This window comes from Halalkaliarchaeum sp. AArc-CO (genome assembly GCF_024972735.1).
Classification (GTDB): domain Archaea; phylum Halobacteriota; class Halobacteria; order Halobacteriales; family Haloferacaceae; genus Halalkaliarchaeum.
The window spans coordinates 2,250,940-2,269,269 of record NZ_CP087723.1 but is presented as its reverse complement, the minus strand read 5'-3'; the positions used below and the strand labels follow the sequence as shown (position 1 = coordinate 2,269,269).

Here is an 18,330-nt window from a genome sequence, read left to right as displayed (position 1 = left end):
CGCTCGTCCGTTCGATCGTCGTTCGCCGATTACCCACGGAGGAATCTTCGCCGCCGGGCGGAGAGGAAGTCAATCCGCGTCCGTCGAGACGTCGTCAGATCGATCGTCCGCCGGCGCGAGTTCGGTTACCACGGTACCGCCGGAGCGGTCGACCTCGATCTCGCCGGCCGCTTCCAGTTCCTCGATCAGGCCGGAGAACTCCTCGGAGTTGAGTATCCGGTACTCCTCTTCGAGACCCTGTTTCAGCGACACCGCCATGAACAGCAACACGAGGGCGAAGGGGAGTCCGGCCGTGATCGAGGCGGTCTGAAGCGCAGTCAGCCCCCCGCCCAGCAGCAGCACGGACGCGATCGCGCCTTCGGCGATCGCCCAGGAGACGCGCTGGTTCCGGGGAGAATCGTGTTTGCCGCCGGAGCTGAGGTGACCGAGCACCATCGATCCGGAGTCGGCGGAGGTGACGAAGAAGGTGGTCACCAGCACCACGGCGAGCCCGGACAACACGAGCGTGAGCGGCAGCATCGTGAACAGCTCGAACATGGCGACTTCCTCGCCCTCTGTGGTAACCGTCTCTACGATCGTCGATTCTGTGAACAGCTCGAAGTGAAGCGCCGTCCCCCCGAGCGTCGCCATCCAACTGAAGGAGAACAGCGCCGGAACGAACAGCACGCCGAAGACGAACTCCCGGACGGTCCGCCCCCGCGAGATGCGCGCGATGAACATCCCGACGAACGGGGACCACGCGATCCACCAGCCCCAGTAGAAGATGGTCCAGGAGCCCTGCCAGCCCTCGTAGGGAACGTTTCCAAAGGAGTTGGTAAACGTCGACAGCTCGAAGAACTGGCCCAGATACGACCCCAGCGCCTGCGGGAACAGTGAGAAGACGAACAACGCCGGCCCGATGAGCAGCACGAGCCCCATCATCACGAGGATTAATGCGATGTTCAGGTTGCTGAGCCGACGCATCCCCTTCTCTAGCCCGACCAGCACCGATATCACGGTGATCGTGGTGATGACGGTGATGATAATCAGCTGGATCGGTGTCGCTACCGGAATCTGGGTACCCAGCACCTCAGCGCCCAGGAATGACAGCCCGGCGTTGATCTGTTGGGCGCCCAGCCCGAGGGAGGTCGTGATGCCAAAAAGCGTCGCGAAGACGGTCAACACGTCGATGAGGTGGCCGGGCCAGCCGTAGATCCGCTCGCCCAACACCGGCCAGAACACCGACCGGAACGTAAGCGGCAACCCCTTGTTGTACATGAAAAACGCCAGACTGAGCCCGACCAGACCGTATATCGCCCACGGGTGAAAGCCCCAGTGGAAGTACGTGACGACCATCGCCATCTCGGCTGCCGCCTCCGACTGGCTCTCGACGCCGAACAGCGGATCGTCGAAGTGCCACAGCGGTTCCGCGACGCTGAAGAACATCAGGCCGATCCCCATGCCGGCACTGAACAGCATCGCCAGCCAGGAGACGTCGCTGAACTCTTTTTCGGCGTCGACGCCGCCGATCCGGATGTCGCCAAAGCGGCTCAACGCGAAGTACACCACCGCCGCGACGATGAGGTTCGCGGCGATCACGTAAAACCAGTTGAAGTACTGATTGATCGACTCGAACGCCCAGTCGTACGCCGCGCCCGCCTGCTCGGTGAACAGCACGGATAGCAGAACGAACGCCACGATAACGAACCCGGAGACGAAGAAGACGTACGGGTGGACGTCGAACCCGAGCGTTCTGACGTTGTTCTCCCCCGGCTCGTGGTCGGTGTCGGCGGTAAAGAGGTGTCTGATCCCCTCGATCTCCCCGTCGTCGTCGGTCATTTCCTTCCCTCCGCCGGGTGATCGATCTCTCGGTCGAACGTGTCGGTAGTACTCCGTTTCATGGACTGTTTCCTCCTGTCGATCGACGGACACACCGCTCTCGCGGCACTCTCGGCGTCGATGGACCGGGGCCAAGCAGCGAGTCTCCGCACTCGCGACCCGGCTCTCTCCGGATGTTTCCGCCCCCGATTTTTGAATCCTTCTATCCGCGCGCGGGGTGTTCACCGCCGGATATCACCGGAAAATACACACGACAGTGCAACTATCCCTTCATAAGTGAGAATCCTTATGCAGGATCGTCTACAACCACTGGCCGTGACAGTGACACTACCGGGACCGACGCTCGGGGTCGTCGGCGGCGGACAGCTCGGTCGGATGCTAGCGGAGGCGGCCGCCCCGCTCGGCGTCGAGGTGATCGTTCTGGATCCGACGCCGGACTGTCCCGCCGCGCCGGTGGCGCGCGACCAGATCGTCGCCGACTTCGACGATCCCGACGGGGTACGGCAGCTCGCGGATCGGGCGGACGTTTTGACCTTCGAAATCGAGCTCGCGGATCCGGATCTTCTCGACGCAGTCAGCGAGGAAACCGGTGTCCCGATTCAGCCGGACCCGTCGACCCTGCGGACGATACAGGACAAGCTGGTTCAAAAGGAGACACTCGCGACGGCCGGAATCCCCGTGCCCGAATTCGAGGCGGTCGAGGACGCCGGAGACGTGCGACGGACCGTCGAACGACACGACGGCGTCATGCTGAAAGCCCGGGAGGGCGGCTACGACGGCCGGGGGAACCTCCCGGTCGCGACGGTCGATGCTGCCGAACCGGCGCTCGACTCGGTCGGCGGCGACGCCATGGCCGAGGAGTTTCTCGATTTCGAGCGAGAACTCGCGGTGATCGGCGTGAAAGGCGACGGGGCGGTCCGAACGTATCCGACGACCGAGACGATCCACCGCGAGGAGATCCTCCGGGAGACGGTGACGCCGGCGCGGGCGAGCGAGGCTGTACGCGAGCGCGCACAGGCGGTTGCACGCGACGTTCTTGCGGAACTCGACGGACGAGGGGTCTACGGGATCGAGCTGTTCGAGACCCGCGAGGGGGAGGTGCTCGTAAACGAGATCGCCCCTCGCCCCCACAACTCCGGCCACTGGACGATCGAGGGAGCGACCTGCTCGCAGTTCGAAAACCACGTCAGGGCGACGCTGGGTTGGCCGCTCGGAGAGACGACCCGCCGATGTCCGACGGCGATCGCGAACCTGCTGGGGGACGTCGAGGAGTCGACGGTGGCGACGCTTTCGGGCGTCGATCCCGTCCTCTCGGCGCCGAACGCACACCTCCACTGGTACGGGAAACGCGAGGTTCGTCCGCTCCGGAAGATGGGCCATCTCACCGTGACGGGGCGTTCCCCCGACGAGGAGGGCGGTGCCGACGTCCTCGAACGCGCACGGCGGCTCCGCGACGGGCTCACTTTTAAGCAGGGGACGGTCGAGGATCGATCCGTGGAGGAACAATGAGCGAGCGCGTCCAGCAACTGATCGACCGGCTCGAATCGGAAGCCGACCAGCGTCGGGAGCCCGAGACCACCCCGGACGTCGGGATCATCATGGGATCGGACTCGGACCTGCCGACGATGGAGGGGGCCTACGAGGCGCTGTTCGAACTCGGATTCGCCGAACAGACCGACTTCGCCGACCCGCCGGAGGCCCGGTTCACCTTCGAGAGCTACGTCGTCTCGGCCCACCGGACTCCCGACTTCATGTACGCCTACGGGGAGACGGCCCGCGATCGCGGGATCGAGGTGATCGTCGCCGGCGCGGGCGGCAAGTCGGCGGATCTGCCGAACATGACTGCCTCGATCGCGTATCCGTTGCCGGTGATCGGCGTTCCCGTCCAGGAGAAATCCGTCGACTCGGTGATCGGGATGCCCACCGGCGCGCCGATCACCGCCGTCGACGCCGGCAAGTCGTTCAACGCGGCGCTGTCGGCGGCCCAGATCCTCGCCCGGAAACATCCCGAGATCGAAGGGCGGCTGGTCGAGTACCACGAGGAGCTCGTCGACGGCGTCGGCGAGGTCTCCACAGCGTTGCACGATCGTGGGATCGACGGGTTCCGGCAGTGGGGCGCCGACCGGTCGGAGTAGTTTAAGTACGACGCGCCGGACAGTACTTCCATGGACGACGACGGCGGGGGGAAAGGTCGGTTCCGGCGAGCCTCCCTCGTCAACGTTCTCGGTAACGCGGCGAAGATCATCGTCGAGGGGGCGGCGGGGCTGGCGTTCGGCTCCGCAGCGTTGGTCGCCGACGCCGCTCACTCCATCGCGGACCTGGTGGCGTCGATCGTCGTGTTCGTCTGGGGGAGCCGCCGGTTCGACGAGCCCGACACCACACACCCGCACGGCCACCAGCGTATCGAGCCCCTCACGGCGCTGTTCGTCGGTGCGGTGATCGTCCTTCTCGGGGGGACCTTGCTGTACGAATCGGCACGCGGGCTGGTGTTCGGGACTGACGTCCAGTTCAGCTGGCTGCTCGTCGGGGCGCTCGCGTTCGCGATCGTCGATATGTATCTGGTCTACCGGTACACCGATCTGGTGAACGCCGACCTCGGTTCGACTGCGCTGGCGGCCCTGGCGATCGACTGCCGGAACGACATCTACACCTCGATCGCGGCGCTCGTGGGCGTGTTGGGGGTGCTTTTGGAGGTCCCTCGGCTCGACCCGCTCGCGGGGGCGTTCGTCAGCGCGCTCGTCATCTACCAGGGGGTCGAGATCGGCCGCGAGAACGTTCGATACCTCGTCGGTGCGGCTCCGGATGTCGACCGGCGAGCCGAGATCGAGAAACAGCTCAGGTCCCATCCAGCGGTCAACGGCATCCACGACCTCGCGGTGTACTACGACGGGACCGCCCTCGAGGTGGAGGTTCACGTCGAGGTCGACGGCGACCTGACGCTGCGGGAGGCACACGACGTCGAAACCGCGCTGGTGGAGAGGGTCAGCGAGATCGCGGACGTCGGCGACGTCCACGTCCACCTCGACCCGGGCGGGATCGGAGAGTGGAAAGAGAGCCGGTGACCGGCCGGAAGACAGCCGGTTTTCGTCCGTATCAGCTCCGGGTGACGTCGGTGACGGGGTAGCCGGCGGATTCGATCGCCTCCACGATCGCGCTCGCGTGTTCGACGCCGCTGGTTTCGACCTCGAAGACGAGGTACGCTTCGCCGATCTCCAGATCCTGGACCGATCGGTCGTGGCGGACGTTGTGAATGTTTGCACCCTGTGTGGCGAGAATGTCGGACAGCTCCTCCATCACGCCGACCTGATCGTCGATCTTCACCCGGAGATCGAGCAACTGCCTGCGCTCGGTCATCGCGTGAACGAGCACCGTCCGGAGCATCGTCATGTCGAGATTGCCGCCGCACAGCAGTGGCATCACCGTTTCGCCCTCGACGTCGAGTTGATCGCCCAGAAGCGCTGCGACCGACGCCGCTCCGGCGCCCTCGACGACCTGTTTCGCCCGCTCCAACAGAAGCAGGATCGCCTTCGCGATCTCCCCGTCGGTCACGGTAACGATCTCGTCGACGTGCTCGCGAATGAGCCCCAGCGTGAGATCCGAGACGCCGCCGGTCGCGATCCCGTCGGCAATAGTGTTTACGTTCTCGAGGGTAACCGGCATCCCTTTGTCGAGACTCTCGTGGACCGTCTCCGCTCCGGTTGCCTGCACACCGACGACCCGAGTCTCCGGCGAGAGGTGATCGAACGCCACGGCGATCCCGCTTATCAGTCCGCCACCGCCGATCGGAACGACGACGGTGTCGACGGCCGGGAGGTCCCCGTACATCTCCACGCCGAGTGTTCCCTGACCGGCGACGATGTCCGGGTCGTCGTAGGCGTGGACGAACTCCGCGTCACCCTCCCGTGCGAGCGATTTCGCGTGGGCCATCGCCTCCTGGAAGTCCTGGCCGACCAGTTCGACTGTCGCACCGTACTCCCGGGTGGCGTCGATCTTCGCCTGTGGGGCGTTACGGGGCATTACGATCGTCGAGTTCGCCCCACACTTGGCCGCCGCGAGCGCGACGCCCTGTGCGTGATTGCCGGCGCTTGCGGCGACGAACTCCGTGGCACCCTCCTCGACGGCCCGGGAGATCTTGTTGTATGCGCCCCTGGTTTTGAACGATCCCGTCCACTGGAGATGTTCCATCTTGAGATGGACGGCAGCGCCGACCATCTTTCCGAGCGAGGTGCTCTGCTCTACCGGCGTTCGCTTTACCACTGATGGATCGTCCAGCCGTTCGTTCGCCCGTTCGATGTCCTCGTATCGTACTCGCGTGTTTCCTTCTGTCATCGTTCGCGTGATCGGTTGTCGTGTGTCGAGACGCCCACAGCCGTCGTCGTCACGGTGCGCGCTGTGACTACCGCTGTGTGACGACGCTGTGGGTAGCGCCCCTTCGAACGGACGCTACTCGTGGCGACCGTGGTATAAGTGCACCGGTGACGGCATCGGCGGGAGCTCACTCTTCGTGACGCACGAATTCTTCCGGGAGAAATCTGATATTCACCGAGTTTTCTCGGGAAGATGCCTAATAGGCTCAACTCTTCACACAAACAATTTTATAACCACCGTTAGTCATTACAGTTGTCACGGAGGCAACTGACACATGTACGATCAGATACTGATTCCGACGGACGGTAGCGACGAAGCCGAAGCGGCGGCACAACACGGTCTCGACCTCGCGGAGGACCTCGGTGCGGACGTCTGCGTCCTGTACGTCATCGAGTCCCAGGTGAGCGGGCTCCCCTCGAAGTCGCTCAAACAGGCCGAGACGATGGACGAGATGGAGGAGTACGGGGAGAAGCTCACCGGTCGGGTCGCCGAGATGGCCGAGGAGCGGGGCCTGACGTCGGAGACGGCGATCCGGAAGGGCAAGCCCTACGAGGAGATCATCGAATTCGCAGACGAGAACGACATCGACGCGATCGTGATGGGGACGCGTGGCCGCAGTGGGATCGAGGATTATCTCCTCGGCAACGTCACGGAGAAGGTCGTCCGCACCTCCAACGTGCCGGTCGTGACGATCCGTCGGCCGAAGCTCGAGTGACACAACGCGGGTAGTTTCGTTTTTCTTGTCGTCGTTGCGGGGGAGCCGCCGCTATCGCCGGATAAAAAAACGGAAAAACGGTTGCGTCGTCAGTCGTCGTCCTGTACGAAGTCGACCGACGTGCCGGGCAGCGACTCTTCCTCCTGCAGGAAGATCGCACGGCGCTTCCCGAACAGGACAGCCATCGACACCACGGCGAGCAACAGGATGAGCGCGAACGGACCGCCGGTGATGATCGCCGCGGCCTGTAGCGCGTCGACTCCGCCGACGACCATCAGGATCGAGGCCAACAGCCCGATGAGGGCTCCCCAGATGACGCGGTTGATCGTCGACGGGCTCTCCGCACCGCCGGTGGTGAGCATTCCAAGCGCCAGCGTCGACGAGTCGGCGGAGGTGATGAAGAACGTCGTGATCAACACGAGGAACAGGAACATGAACACCCCGCCGAGCGGCAGGGCCTCGAACATCGGGAAGCCGACGACGGCCTCGTCGAAGCCGAACTCCTCGTACACCTGCAGGATCGGTGCGACGTTGTTCGCCTCCATCCAGATCGCCGTACCGCCCATCGTGGCGAACCACGGGATCGTCACGCCGGTCGCGGCGAAGACGCCGGTGAAGGCGACCTGTCGGACAGTCCGCCCCCGGGAAATCCGGGCGATGAACAGGCCGACGAACGGCGCCCACGAGAACCACCACGCCCAGTAGAAGACGGTCCAGCCACCGACGAAGCCGGTCGGCTCGGCCATCGACGCCTCCGTGTAGAGGCTCATGTTGATGAAGTCGTTGATGTAGTTACCGACCGCTTCGGTCCCGGTCGTCATGATGAACCGGGTCGGGCCGATGAAGAAGATGACGACCATCAACAGCGCGAACAGCGCCATGTTGAAGTAGGAGATCCGACGGATCCCCTTGCGAATACCGGCCGCGACGGAAATCGTAAACGCGATCGTCAGTCCGGTGATCGTGATGACGGTCCCCATGTCGCCCAGTTCGATCCCGTAGGCGTATTCCAGTCCCACCAGGAACTGGGAGCCGACGAGTCCGAGCGTCGTCGCGACGCCGCCGATGGTGGCGAACACCGCGACGATGTCGATGATCTTCGCCCAGACGCTGTCGAGGTTATCCAGCCCGACCCACGGGGCGATCACCGTCGAGATGCGAAGCGGCGCGTCGTACCGGTACGCGAGGTAGGCGATCGGAAGCGCCATCACCACGTATCCGGTCCACGCCGAGATCCCCCAGTGGAAGAACGTGTACTGCATCGCGGCGACTGCGGCCTCACCCTCTCCCGGATAACCGAGGTATCCGATCCCCTGCTCGAAGGGATCGCCGAAGAAGACGACGCCTTCCGTGGGACCCCAGAACACGATCCCTGCGGCGATCGCCGCCGAGTACAGCATCACGAAGTACGACAGGAACGTGAATTCGGGTTCTTCGTCCTCGTCACCGAGCCTGATGTTCCCCCACGGCCCGAGTATGAGGAAGAAGACGAACACGACCAGGGTGAACATGATGAGCAGGTACGCCCACCCCAGGTTCGTCCACAGGAAGTCGTTTACGTCCCACATCGCCGCGGACGCCGCCTCTTCCCGGAGAATGAACGCCGCGACTGCGAGTGCTGCCACCACTACGCCGATGCCGAACACGACGTAGTCCAGTTCGCTCGTGAACTTGTCCAGTTTTCCTTGCGATTGTTGTTGGCTCATATTTAATCGTTATTTACGTTCTCGTAAACCCATATGTGGGTCGTTTCCAAACGACTCATTGATCTATTATAAAACTGCCGTCGGTCGACCTGGTTTCGTCTGTCCGGTTCGTCGATTCGCTTCAACTGTCCGTGACATAGTCGATCTTGTCAAACGACCCGTAACATTTGCGTGGGTCATCCTGATCCAACTCGGGGATCTGTTATAAAACTGCCGTCGTTTGTTGAAGGTTGAGGTGGTTTATTTACGGAGAGACCTTCCGCATTTCGCACGGAGTGAAAGTTACGCCTTCGCGGCCCGCTGTTCTTCGACCAGTTGCTTTGCGACTTCGACGGCGGCGTCGGCGTTGTCGCCGTAGCCGTCGGCGCCGATCTCCTCACACCACTCCTGTGAGGTGGGGGCACCGCCGACCATGATCTTCAGATCGTCGCGGAGACCCTCCTCCTCGAGAAGTTCGATGACTTCCTGCTGGTGGTCCATCGTCATCGTCATCAGCGCGGACATGCCGAGAATGTCCGGGTCGTGTTCCTTGACGGCCTCGACGAACTCCTCGTTTTCGATCTCGACGCCGAGGTCGACGACCTCGAAGCCGTTGGCCTTCAACATCGTGATGAGGATGTTTTTCCCGATGTTGTGGATGTCCTCGTCGACGGTGCCGATGAGGAACTTCCCGCCGGTGTCGTCTTCGTCCAGTTCCAGGTCCGCAAGCAGCGGATCGACGTGTTGGACGCCGGCACGCATGCAGTCTGCCGACATCGCCAGCTCGGGCAGGAAAACCTCCCCGCGTCCGAACTTGTCACCGACAGTCTTGACGCCCTTCGTCAGGCCCTTCTGCAGGATGTCGAGCGGATCGTACCCCTCGTCTATCGCCTGTTTGGTCAGTTCCTCGGTCCGTTCCTCGTCGAGATTGATGATCGATTCCTGGATCTCGAGTAACAGTTCGTCTTCGACTTCTTCTTCGCCAGCGCTGTCGTCCCCATTGGTATCGGTCATGTGTCCAGTGGGTGGAGAATAACCATGATTATCCATAAAGCTTGTTTTTCTTATCAGACACGACGGCGGTTTTCACTTCTCTCCCGTTGTGGAAATCGGCAACGTGGCGGCTCTCCGGGCGGTTTGTAGGATGATTTATCTTTTTACGGATTGGTTCGATTGCAGTACAATTATAGATTCATAAGTCCTATTGTAGTTGCACATGGGTCGAAGGGGTCGCCGTTGTCGCCGGTAGCCGGCGGAGGTCGGGCCGCGCTTATAAATGCCCGAAACACCGAGCAATAACTTAATTAGCGCCTCGGGAAAACTGTCGAACGGAAGGCGACGAGTCGAGCGGCAGCTGATTCGACTCGTGCGCGCGAAGATCCATAACTATGACAGAGATAATCGACGGAAACGAGGTCGGCGATCGCATCAAATCCGAGCTGGAATCGAGCATCGACACTCTCGAGGAGGAGGGGGTTACTCCGGGGCTGGCGACCGTCTTGATGAGCGACGACGGCGCCAGCGAGACGTACGTCTCGATGAAGCAGAAAGCCTGCGAGCAGATCGGCATCGAAAGTTTCCACCACGAGATCGATCCCGACGAGCCCGCGGAAGTGCTGTTCGACAAGATCGACGAACTCAACGAGGACCCGGCCGTTCACGGTATCCTCGTTCAGATGCCCGTGCCGGATCACGTCGACGAGCGTGCGGTTCTCGAGTACATCGATCCGATGAAGGACGTCGACGGCTTCCACCCGGAAAACGTCGGCAAACTCGTCGCCGGCAACGCCCGATTCAAACCCTGTACGCCGTTCGGCGTCCAGAAGCTGCTGGAGGCGGCAGACGTCGACACGGAAGGCAAGGACGCGGTCATCGTCGGTCGGTCGAACATCGTCGGCAAGCCGATGGCGAACCTGCTGATCCAGAAGACGAAACTCGGCAACGCCACGGTCACCGTCTGTCACTCCCGGACGAAAAACACCGCAGAGAAGACGAGAAACGCCGACATCGTCATCGCCGCGGTCGGCGTCCCCGAGTTCGTCGACGGCTCGATGCTCAGCGAGGACACGGTCGTCATCGACGTGGGGGTCAACCGCGTCGACGCCGACAACGAGAAAGGCTACGAGCTCGTCGGCGACGTCGAGTTCGAATCCGCAAAGGAGAAAGCCTCCGCGATCACGCCCGTGCCCGGCGGCGTCGGTCCCATGACGATCACGATGCTTCTGTACAACACGGTGAAGGCAGCGAGCCTCCAGAACGACGTCGACGTCGAGCTTCCCTGACCGCTGCCGATTCGAGACTGCCAGTCGTCTTTTCTCAGCTGTCGCGTCCACCAGGAAATGTTTATGGGGGAGTCACTGGTACTCACAACCAGCCGTGAAAGAATACGATACGGAAACGCAGCCGGTGCCATCCTTCGACCGACTCACGGAGGAAGGCGAGGAAGCGATCCACGAGGCAGCGATCCACATCATCGAGGAGATCGGGATCCAGCTGAACCACGAGGAGGCGATCGAGGTCTTCGAGGAACACGGCGCGGAGGTCCACGAGGACAACATTGTGACGATCCCCCGCGACGTGATCGAGGACGCCGTCGAGGAAGCTCCCTCGTCGTTCACCCTACACGCGCGCAATCCGGATAACAACGTCACGATCGGCGGCGAGTCCGGGGAGCCGCTGCGTGCGCCGGGCTACGGCGCGCCGAACTTCCGGACGTTCGACGAGGGGCGTCGGAAGTCGACGATCGAGGACTACGAGACGATGATGAAGCTCGTCCAGACCGAGGACGTGCTCAACTCCGCCGGGTACAACGTCTGTGAGCCCAACGACGTCGACCAGGAAGTGAAACACCTCGAGATGGTAAAGCGGTCGCTCACGCTCACCGACAAGGTGCCGATGGTGTCGGCCTACGGCGAGGACCGGACGGAGGCCGGTCTGGAGATGGTCGGTATCGCCAACGGGGATCCGGAGCTGTCGAAGCCGTACGCGGCGGCGCTGATAAACACGGTCCCGCCCCGGAGTCTCGACAAGAAAATGCTGGGTGGGCTGCTCACGATGGCGAAGAACGGCCAGCCCGCGGTGGTCTCCTCGTTCACGATGGCCGGCGCGTCGGGTCCGGCGACGCTTTCGGGCGCGATGGCGCAGGCGAACGCGGAGAACCTCACCGGGATCGCTCTGGCCCAGCTCGTCAACCCGGGAACGCCCGTCGTGTACGGCGTTCCCTCCTCGAACATCGACGTCCGGTACGGCTCGCTGTCGATCGGCAGCCCCGAATCGGCGCTGTTCATCTCGTTTGCCGGACAGATGGGGCGGTACTACGGAGTCCCCTCCCGGGGCGGCGGCGGCCTCTCGGACTCCAAGTCGGTCGACTACCAGGCCGGCTTCGAGTCGATGATGACGCTCACCGCCGCGGAGTTTTCGGGGATCAACTTCGTACTCCACTCGTGTGGCATCCTGGAGTCGTACTCGGCGATCTCCCCGGAGAAGTTCGTGCTGGACTGTGAGCTGATCCGGAACCTCGAGCGGATCGACGAGGGGTTCCAGATCGACGAGGAGAGCTTCGCGTTCGATCTCATGGAGGAGGTCGAACCCGCGGGCCACTTCCTCAGCAAGCGGCACACTCTCACCCACTCGCGGGACGAGCTGTTCCGCACCGAGGTGTTCGACAAACGCTCCCACGGCGACTGGGAGGAGGACGGCGAAAAGACCGGATTCGAGATGGGACACGACCGCGTGCAAAACCGGCTCGACGAGTACGAGCGCCCGCCGATCGACGAAGAGATCGAAGAGGACATCGAGGCGTACGTCGCGGAAGCCACCGAAACCGCCTACTGACTCCTCGAGCGACTGAGTTCTCCGTTTTCTTCTTCGGGCGTCTTCCCGTCGACCCGTTCGGACTCGACCGGATCCAATCTACCGTTTTCGAGTAAAACCCCATGCTTGTCAACCTTATTCACGGTTATTCACCAATCAAACGAACAATTTCTCGAGGGTACTTAAACGAGTGTAGGACTAAACAGCATCTTTCTTAATGGTGGACTTTGTTATCCCACGTAGCCATGTCTTCAGACGAGGATAGCGGATTCCCGACGGATTACGAGATCGCACAGGACGCGGACCTGGAACACATCACCGACGTGGTCGAGCCGTTCGGCCTTTCCGAGGACGACCTTGAGCTGTACGGCGACCACAAGGCGAAACTGTCGATGGACGCCGTCGAGCGGCTCAAAGACCAGCGCTCCGAGGACTCAAATCTCGTCCTGGTAACCGGGATGACCCCGACGCCGATGGGCGAGGGCAAGACGGTCACGACCGTCGGCCTCGGTCAGGCGTTCAACCACACGGGTCGTCAGGCCATGATCGCCATCCGCGAGCCCTCGCTGGGCCCGGTCTTCGGCATCAAGGGCGGCGCCGCCGGCGGCGGCTACTCGCAGGTGCTCCCCATGGAGGACATCAACCTCCACTTCACCGGCGACATTCACGCGCTGACGGCCGCGCACAACCTCATCTCGGCGATGCTGGACGCCCACCTCTCGAAGGGCAACGAACTCGACATCGACCCGAACAACATCTCCTGGAAGCGCGCCATCGACATGAACGACCGCGCGCTGCGCAACATGGTCGTCGGCCTGGGCGGCGAATCCGGCGGTCACACCCGCGAGGCCAGCTTCCTGCTTACGGCCGCCTCCGAGCTGATGGCCGTGCTGGCGCTTGCTGACTCGCTTGCGGACCTCAAGGAACGCGTCGGGCGCATCATCATCGCGTACGACACCGACGGCGAGCCGATCACCGTCGACGACATCGAGGCGACCGGCGCCGCGACGATCCTGCTGCGGGACGCGCTGAAGCCGAACGTGGTCCAGACGCTCGAGGGCACGCCGGCGCTGGTGCACGCGGGTCCGTTCGCGAACATCGCCCACGGCACCAACTCGCTGATCGCCGACCAGGCTGCCTTCGGGATGGCCGACTGGGTGCTCACCGAGGCCGGCTTCGGCTCGGACCTGGGCGCAGAGAAGTTCCTCAACGTCGTGAGCCGCTTCGGCGACGTCGAACCCTCGGCGATCGTGCTGGTTTCGTCCGTGCGGGCACTCAAATACCACGGCAAGGACATGTGGCCCGCCGACATGGACGAACTCGAAGAACCGGACGTCGAGGCGGTCGAGGCCGGCCTGGAGAACCTCGACAAGCACGCCGCGAACCTCCAGCAGTTCGGCGTGCCGGTCGTCGTCTCCATCAACCGGTTCCCCCAGGACACCGACGAGGAGATTCAGGCCGTCATCGACCACTGTGAATCCCAGGGGATCCGCGCGGGCGTCTCGAACGTCTTCTCGGAAGGCGGGGAAGGCGGCGTGGAACTGGTCGAGAAGATCACCGACGCCGTCGAGAACAACGAGGCCGACTTCGAGTTCCTCTACGACACCGAAGAGTCGATCAAATCGAAGATCGAGACGGTGGCGACGGAGATCTACGGCGCCGACGGCGTCAACTACGTCGACGGCGCGGAAGACGACATCGAGCGGATGGAGGAACTGGACCTCGACGACATGCCGATCGTGATGTCGAAGACGTTCCACTCCTTCAGCGACGACCCCAGCAAGAAGGGCGTCCCGGAGGGCTGGACGCTGGACGTGCGTGAAGTGTACCCGTCTGCGGGCGCCGGCTTCCTGGTGGTTCTGACCGGCGACGTGATGGACCTGCCCGGCCTGCCGGGCCGTCCCGCCGCCGCCGACATGGACATCGACGCCGACGGCACTATCTCCGGCCTCTTCTAGGCCGCCGATCGCCGCTCTCAGCTCCGATCACTTTCGAGTACTGTTTTTTGCCCCGGCGACGTGTCGTCCGAAAGGCGCCACAGCGCCCGGTACAGCGTCCACAGGTCACAGCCAACGCGATCGGTAACGCGGCGGCACGCTCCGAGATATCGTTCGTAGTCGGCAGCCGAGAGCTCGTCGGGGTACGGTTCATCCAGTTCGCCCGCCTCCCGGAGTGTGTGCCACTCGCGGGCCCCGACTGCGACGTAGCGGGACGGGTCTATGAAAAACAGAAACGCCGAGGCGACGCCGACGTCGACGGCGGGAAGTTCCGTGAGGGAGTCGACCGCCTCCGTCGACGATTCGGCGGTTCTCGCTTCCTCGATGCGTTCGGTTACTGTGTCGAACTCGTTGTCGCGGAACCGGGATTCCGACTCGCGCCGCTTTTCGTCGGGGAACGCGCCGAGATGCCGGCGGTAGTACCACCGGATCGGCCACTGGACGTCCCGGCGACCGTACTCCCCCGATTCGAACGTCTTCGGGAGGATCTCGAGGTGGTCGGACTCGACTGCGTACAGCGCCTCTTCGGTTCGATACGCCGTGGCAGTTTCTTCGATCAGCGAGGGCGTAAGTTCCATGCAGTCGGCTAGGGATCCACTCGGATCAACGTTTTCCCGATCGGGCGAGCGGTTCGACGCTCCTCCGAGAAAGATTCATGCAGCTGGAGCCGCAGTTTGAGACGTATGACTCTGATTACGACACCGACCGGGAATCCGTCGCCGATGGCGCGGAAGCACTCGAAAATAGCTACGTTCTCGGGTGATCGAAATGTCCAGTGACGACGAGCCAGTGAAGACGATCTGTCCGTACTGTGGCGTCGGCTGTGGTATCTCGGTTCGACCCGGAGAGGAACCCGGCGACATGCGGTTCATGCCGTGGGGCGAGGCACCGGTAAACGAGGGGCGCGTCTGTATCAAGGGCGGCGCCGCAACCGAGGTCGTCGACCACGAGGACCGACTCACCGAACCGCTGATTCGGGAGGACGGGGAGTTCCGCGAGGCCACCTGGGAAGAGGCGTACGACCTCGTCGTCTCGGAGATGGGGCGGATCCGCGAGGAACACGACCCCGACGCGATGGGCTTTTTCGGCTCCTCGAAGGTGATGAACGAGGAGAACTACCTCCTCCAGAAGCTCGCCAGGCGCTACGGCACCAACAACGTCGACAACTGCACCCGGATGTGCCACGCCTCGACCGTGTGGGCGCTGCGGACGAGTCTGGGTGCGGGCGCGATGACCAACAGCATGGCCGACCTCCGCGACGAGGCGGACGTGCTGTGGATCCAGGGGGCGAACCCGGGCGAACAGCACCCGATCGCCAACAGTCAGTACTTCCGGCAGGCGGTTCTCGAGGGAGCGACGGTGATCCAGGTCGATCCCCACGCCAACAAGACGACCCGGTCGTTCAAGATCGACGAGACCGACCGGCACATGCACCTCCAGCTGAAGCCGGGAACCGACATCCCTCTCCTGAACGTCGTGTTGAAAACGATCCTGGAGAACGGCTGGATCGACGAGGAGTTCATCGACCAGCGCACCGAGGGGTTCGAGCACCTGAAAGAGACACTCGAAAACTTCGACAAGGAAGCCGCCGCCGAGGAGTGTGGCGTCCCGCTTTCGGACATCGAGGCGGCCGCAGAGAAGTACGCCACCGCAGACAACGCCGCCATCTTCACCGGCATGGGGATGAGCCAGCACACCTGCGGCGTCGACAACGTCCAAAACGAGATCAACCTCGCGTTGATCACCGGCAACCTCGGCAGACCGGGCACGGGCGTCAACCCGCTTCGCGGCCAGAACAACGTCCAGGGGACCTGTGACGTCGGTGCGATGCCGAACGTCCTGCCGGGTTACCAGCTGGTCGACGACGACGAGGCCCGCCGGAGCGTCGAGGAGGTGTGGGGCTTCGAGGTGCCGCCCGAGCCCGGCCTGACGAACGTCGAGATCTCTCACGAGGCCGGCAATTCGGTCCACGGGCTGTACGTGATGGGTGAGAACCCGATCATGAGCGAGCCCGACGGCAACCGCGTCGAAGAGCGGCTCGAGGAGCTCGAGTTCATGGTCGTCCAGGACATCTTCATGACCGAGACGGCCAAGCTGGCCGACGTCATCCTGCCGGCGACGACCTGGGCGGAACGCGGGGGCACCGTCACCAACACCGATCGCCGGGTCCAGCGGATGCGCGGGGTCGAGAAAGTCCACGAGGACACGAAACACGACCTCGACATCCTGATGGAGGTCGGCTCCCGGCTGTTCGGCGAGAAGGAGTTCCGATTCGACGACGTCGAGGACGTCTTCGAGGAACTTCGTCAGGTGTGTCCGATCTACTACGGCATGGACTACGACCGGCTCGGCGAGGAGGGGGTCCAGTGGCCCTGCTACGAGCCCGGCGACGAGGGGGACATGTACCTTTACGAGGAGGAGTTCGATACCGAAAACGGCCTCGGGAAGATCGAGGGCGTCACTCACCAGCCACCCAAGGAGGTCCCTGACGACGAGTACCCGCTCGTGTTGACGACCGCCCGACTCGAAGAGCATTACAACACCGGGACGATGAGTCGGCGCTCGCCGACGCTCAATCGGCAGCACCCCGAGAACTTCGTCGACGTCCACCCGAACGACGCAGAGCGCTACGGGATCGAGGACGGCGACTACGTGAAGCTGAAGTCCCGCCGCGGCGAGATCACCCTGCTCGCACAAGTCACAGAGGACATCAAAGAGGGTGTCGTCTGGACGACGCCACACTTTGCGGCCGCCTCTGCGAACCGGCTGACCAACGACGTGCTCGACGAGCGCGCGAAGATCCCCGAGTACAAAGCCGCGGCCGCGGAGGTCGAGGTCGGGATCGAACCCGCGGAGGCCCCCGACGACGCGCCCGCGGACGACTGAAAAGGCGAAACTGCGTACCGAACCGTTTTCCCGATCGCGTGTTCCGAACTGTTCTTCGAAGCGTCAGTTCCCGCCCTTGCGGAAGATCTTGTACAGCGGGTGATCCTGGGCGGGGCGACGGCCGTAGGCCATCTGGGCGGCGTAGCCGACGTAGGCGTCCGCCTGCGAGACCACCGAGTACATCTCCGGGGCGCTGTGGATCGTCCCGTAGAGGTTGAAGTCTGCCCCGAGGTGGACGATGACGGAGTTGGCGACCGCCTGGCGGAGCTTCTTTGTGTCCTCGCTCAGCGGGTCGTCCATCTCCCACCGGATCACTTCGTTGTGCGGGGAGCAGCCGGCCGGGATGCCGTACCGGTCTTTGATCTCGTGGATCGCCTTCGCCGCGAACCCGGAGTCGGGGATGTCGATGACGGCCGGATCGACGATCGTCTTCGAGATGCCCGCCTCCTCGGCGACTTCGAGGTTCTCATCGAGGGCGTCGAACCGTCCCTGGAGGGTGAGGTTCTTGGTGTCGATGCTGAGCAGGACGGCGGCGTCGATGCCGGCGTTTTGAATCGCCTCGATCTCGATGTCGACCTCCTTGGTGCTGGACTCGATCGAGTTGTAGATGATCTGGTCCTGGATGCCGACCTCGCCGACGTGTTTGGCGGCCTCCGACCGGATCTTCGGGGTGGGGCCGTCCATGAAGATCGGGATGTCGGTCTCCTCGGCGACGAAGTCGACGTGTTTGATCAGCGCTTCCGGGGAGTCGCCGATCACGTCGAGCATCGCGGGGTTGCCGGTTTCCTCGGAGACTTCCTCGACCATCCGGATCGCCTCGCGGGCGCCTTCCTCGTCGAACTCGCCGGTCTTCGGGTCCTCGAGCAGTGAGTCGCCCTTGTAGAAGATACTGCCGACCATCACGGTGGGATGCTCGCCGGGTTGCCCACCGATCTTGACGCCGTTGATGTCGTACACCTCTTGCTCCGATTCGAACGTGAACATCGCGTACAATTACTGTGGGAGCACCCTTATTTCTTTGTAACTTATCGTCGGGTCTTTTTGAGCC

14 protein-coding genes are annotated in these 18,330 nt (G+C 63.0%); 8 read left to right on the top strand and 6 right to left on the bottom strand.

All coding sequences use genetic code 11. The features are described from left to right. Positions 1–69: 69 nt before the first annotated feature. Positions 70–1,818, bottom strand: a complete 1,749-nt coding sequence (locus AArcCO_RS11935; protein ID WP_259533737.1) for a BCCT family transporter — start codon at positions 1,816–1,818, stop codon at positions 70–72. Positions 1,819–2,133: 315 nt separating this feature from the next. Between AArcCO_RS11935 and AArcCO_RS11930 the strand changes: the two genes are divergently transcribed. From AArcCO_RS11930 to AArcCO_RS11920, 3 genes are read left to right on the top strand one after another with little or no spacing between them, the layout of a single operon-like run. Further along, positions 2,134–3,327 (top strand): 5-(carboxyamino)imidazole ribonucleotide synthase, encoded by a 1,194-nt coding sequence (locus tag AArcCO_RS11930; RefSeq protein ID WP_259533736.1) that lies wholly within the window; start codon positions 2,134–2,136, stop codon positions 3,325–3,327. Next, a complete protein-coding gene (gene purE / locus AArcCO_RS11925) occupies positions 3,324–3,953 on the top strand; it encodes a 5-(carboxyamino)imidazole ribonucleotide mutase (RefSeq protein WP_259533735.1) in 630 nt (209 codons plus the stop codon). Before AArcCO_RS11930 ends, purE begins: the two co-directional genes overlap by 4 nt. A gap of 30 nt (positions 3,954–3,983) precedes the next feature. Further along, the gene (locus tag AArcCO_RS11920) at positions 3,984–4,880 is read left to right on the top strand and encodes a cation diffusion facilitator family transporter (protein ID WP_259533734.1); all 897 of its coding nucleotides are present in this window, start codon (positions 3,984–3,986) and stop codon (positions 4,878–4,880) included. Between the two features lie 31 nt (positions 4,881–4,911). On the opposite strand, the gene ilvA is transcribed toward AArcCO_RS11920, so the two are convergent. After that, positions 4,912–6,147, bottom strand: a complete 1,236-nt coding sequence (gene ilvA / locus AArcCO_RS11915; RefSeq protein ID WP_259533733.1) for a threonine ammonia-lyase — start codon at positions 6,145–6,147, stop codon at positions 4,912–4,914. Positions 6,148–6,460: 313 nt separating this feature from the next. Between ilvA and AArcCO_RS11910 the strand changes: the two genes are divergently transcribed. Further along, the gene (locus AArcCO_RS11910) at positions 6,461–6,901 is read left to right on the top strand and encodes a universal stress protein (protein ID WP_259533732.1); all 441 of its coding nucleotides are present in this window, start codon (positions 6,461–6,463) and stop codon (positions 6,899–6,901) included. 89 nt (positions 6,902–6,990) lie between these two features. Here the strand turns inward: AArcCO_RS11910 and AArcCO_RS11905 are convergent, their stop codons facing one another. Together AArcCO_RS11905 and AArcCO_RS11900 are read right to left on the bottom strand one after the other, a co-directional pair. Beyond that, positions 6,991–8,607 carry a BCCT family transporter gene (locus AArcCO_RS11905; RefSeq protein WP_259533731.1) on the bottom strand — a complete coding sequence of 539 codons (1,617 nt, stop codon included), beginning with the start codon at positions 8,605–8,607 and terminating at the stop codon, positions 6,991–6,993. 282 nt (positions 8,608–8,889) lie between these two features. Beyond that, positions 8,890–9,600: a cobalamin B12-binding domain-containing protein gene (locus AArcCO_RS11900; RefSeq protein WP_259533730.1), complete on the bottom strand. Its 711-nt coding sequence runs from the start codon at positions 9,598–9,600 to the stop codon at positions 8,890–8,892. A 374-nt stretch (positions 9,601–9,974) separates the two neighbouring features. On the opposite strand from AArcCO_RS11900, the gene folD reads away from it, so the two are divergent. From folD to AArcCO_RS11885, 3 genes are all read left to right on the top strand, one after another. Next, positions 9,975–10,868 carry a bifunctional methylenetetrahydrofolate dehydrogenase/methenyltetrahydrofolate cyclohydrolase FolD gene (gene folD / locus AArcCO_RS11895; protein ID WP_259533729.1) on the top strand — a complete coding sequence of 298 codons (894 nt, stop codon included), beginning with the start codon at positions 9,975–9,977 and terminating at the stop codon, positions 10,866–10,868. A 94-nt stretch (positions 10,869–10,962) separates the two neighbouring features. Further along, on the top strand, positions 10,963–12,420 hold the full coding sequence (locus tag AArcCO_RS11890) for a trimethylamine methyltransferase family protein (protein ID WP_259533728.1): 1,458 nt from the start codon (positions 10,963–10,965) through the stop codon (positions 12,418–12,420). A 224-nt stretch (positions 12,421–12,644) separates the two neighbouring features. Further along, positions 12,645–14,357: a formate--tetrahydrofolate ligase gene (locus AArcCO_RS11885; RefSeq protein WP_259533727.1), complete on the top strand. Its 1,713-nt coding sequence runs from the start codon at positions 12,645–12,647 to the stop codon at positions 14,355–14,357. 17 nt (positions 14,358–14,374) lie between these two features. Here AArcCO_RS11885 and AArcCO_RS11880 read toward each other — a convergent pair whose 3' ends face one another. Beyond that, positions 14,375–14,974, bottom strand: a complete 600-nt coding sequence (locus AArcCO_RS11880) for a hypothetical protein (RefSeq protein ID WP_259533726.1) — start codon at positions 14,972–14,974, stop codon at positions 14,375–14,377. A gap of 190 nt (positions 14,975–15,164) precedes the next feature. Here AArcCO_RS11880 and fdhF point away from each other — a divergent pair, with 190 nt between their 5' ends. Beyond that, on the top strand, positions 15,165–17,282 hold the full coding sequence (gene fdhF / locus AArcCO_RS11875; RefSeq protein ID WP_259533725.1) for a formate dehydrogenase subunit alpha: 2,118 nt from the start codon (positions 15,165–15,167) through the stop codon (positions 17,280–17,282). Between the two features lie 63 nt (positions 17,283–17,345). Here the strand turns inward: fdhF and AArcCO_RS11870 are convergent, their stop codons facing one another. Beyond that, the gene (locus AArcCO_RS11870; protein ID WP_259533724.1) at positions 17,346–18,266 is read right to left on the bottom strand and encodes a tetrahydromethanopterin S-methyltransferase subunit H family protein; all 921 of its coding nucleotides are present in this window, start codon (positions 18,264–18,266) and stop codon (positions 17,346–17,348) included. Positions 18,267–18,330 lie beyond the last annotated feature (64 nt).

What these genes read in the sequence shown, in the direction of transcription:
- AArcCO_RS11935 (WP_259533737.1), bottom strand. Translation starts at nt 1,818, where the DNA reads ATGACCGACGACGACGGGGAGATCGAGGGGATCAGACACCTCTTTACC.
- purE (WP_259533735.1), top strand. Translation starts at nt 3,324, where the DNA reads ATGAGCGAGCGCGTCCAGCAACTGATCGACCGGCTCGAATCGGAAGCC.
- AArcCO_RS11920 (WP_259533734.1), top strand. Translation starts at nt 3,984, where the DNA reads ATGGACGACGACGGCGGGGGGAAAGGTCGGTTCCGGCGAGCCTCCCTC.
- ilvA (WP_259533733.1), bottom strand. Translation starts at nt 6,147, where the DNA reads ATGACAGAAGGAAACACGCGAGTACGATACGAGGACATCGAACGGGCG.
- AArcCO_RS11910 (WP_259533732.1), top strand. Translation starts at nt 6,461, where the DNA reads ATGTACGATCAGATACTGATTCCGACGGACGGTAGCGACGAAGCCGAA.
- AArcCO_RS11905 (WP_259533731.1), bottom strand. Translation starts at nt 8,607, where the DNA reads ATGAGCCAACAACAATCGCAAGGAAAACTGGACAAGTTCACGAGCGAA.
- AArcCO_RS11900 (WP_259533730.1), bottom strand. Translation starts at nt 9,600, where the DNA reads ATGACCGATACCAATGGGGACGACAGCGCTGGCGAAGAAGAAGTCGAA.
- folD (WP_259533729.1), top strand. Translation starts at nt 9,975, where the DNA reads ATGACAGAGATAATCGACGGAAACGAGGTCGGCGATCGCATCAAATCC.
- AArcCO_RS11885 (WP_259533727.1), top strand. Translation starts at nt 12,645, where the DNA reads ATGTCTTCAGACGAGGATAGCGGATTCCCGACGGATTACGAGATCGCA.
- AArcCO_RS11880 (WP_259533726.1), bottom strand. Translation starts at nt 14,974, where the DNA reads ATGGAACTTACGCCCTCGCTGATCGAAGAAACTGCCACGGCGTATCGA.
- fdhF (WP_259533725.1), top strand. Translation starts at nt 15,165, where the DNA reads ATGTCCAGTGACGACGAGCCAGTGAAGACGATCTGTCCGTACTGTGGC.
- AArcCO_RS11870 (WP_259533724.1), bottom strand. Translation starts at nt 18,266, where the DNA reads ATGTTCACGTTCGAATCGGAGCAAGAGGTGTACGACATCAACGGCGTC.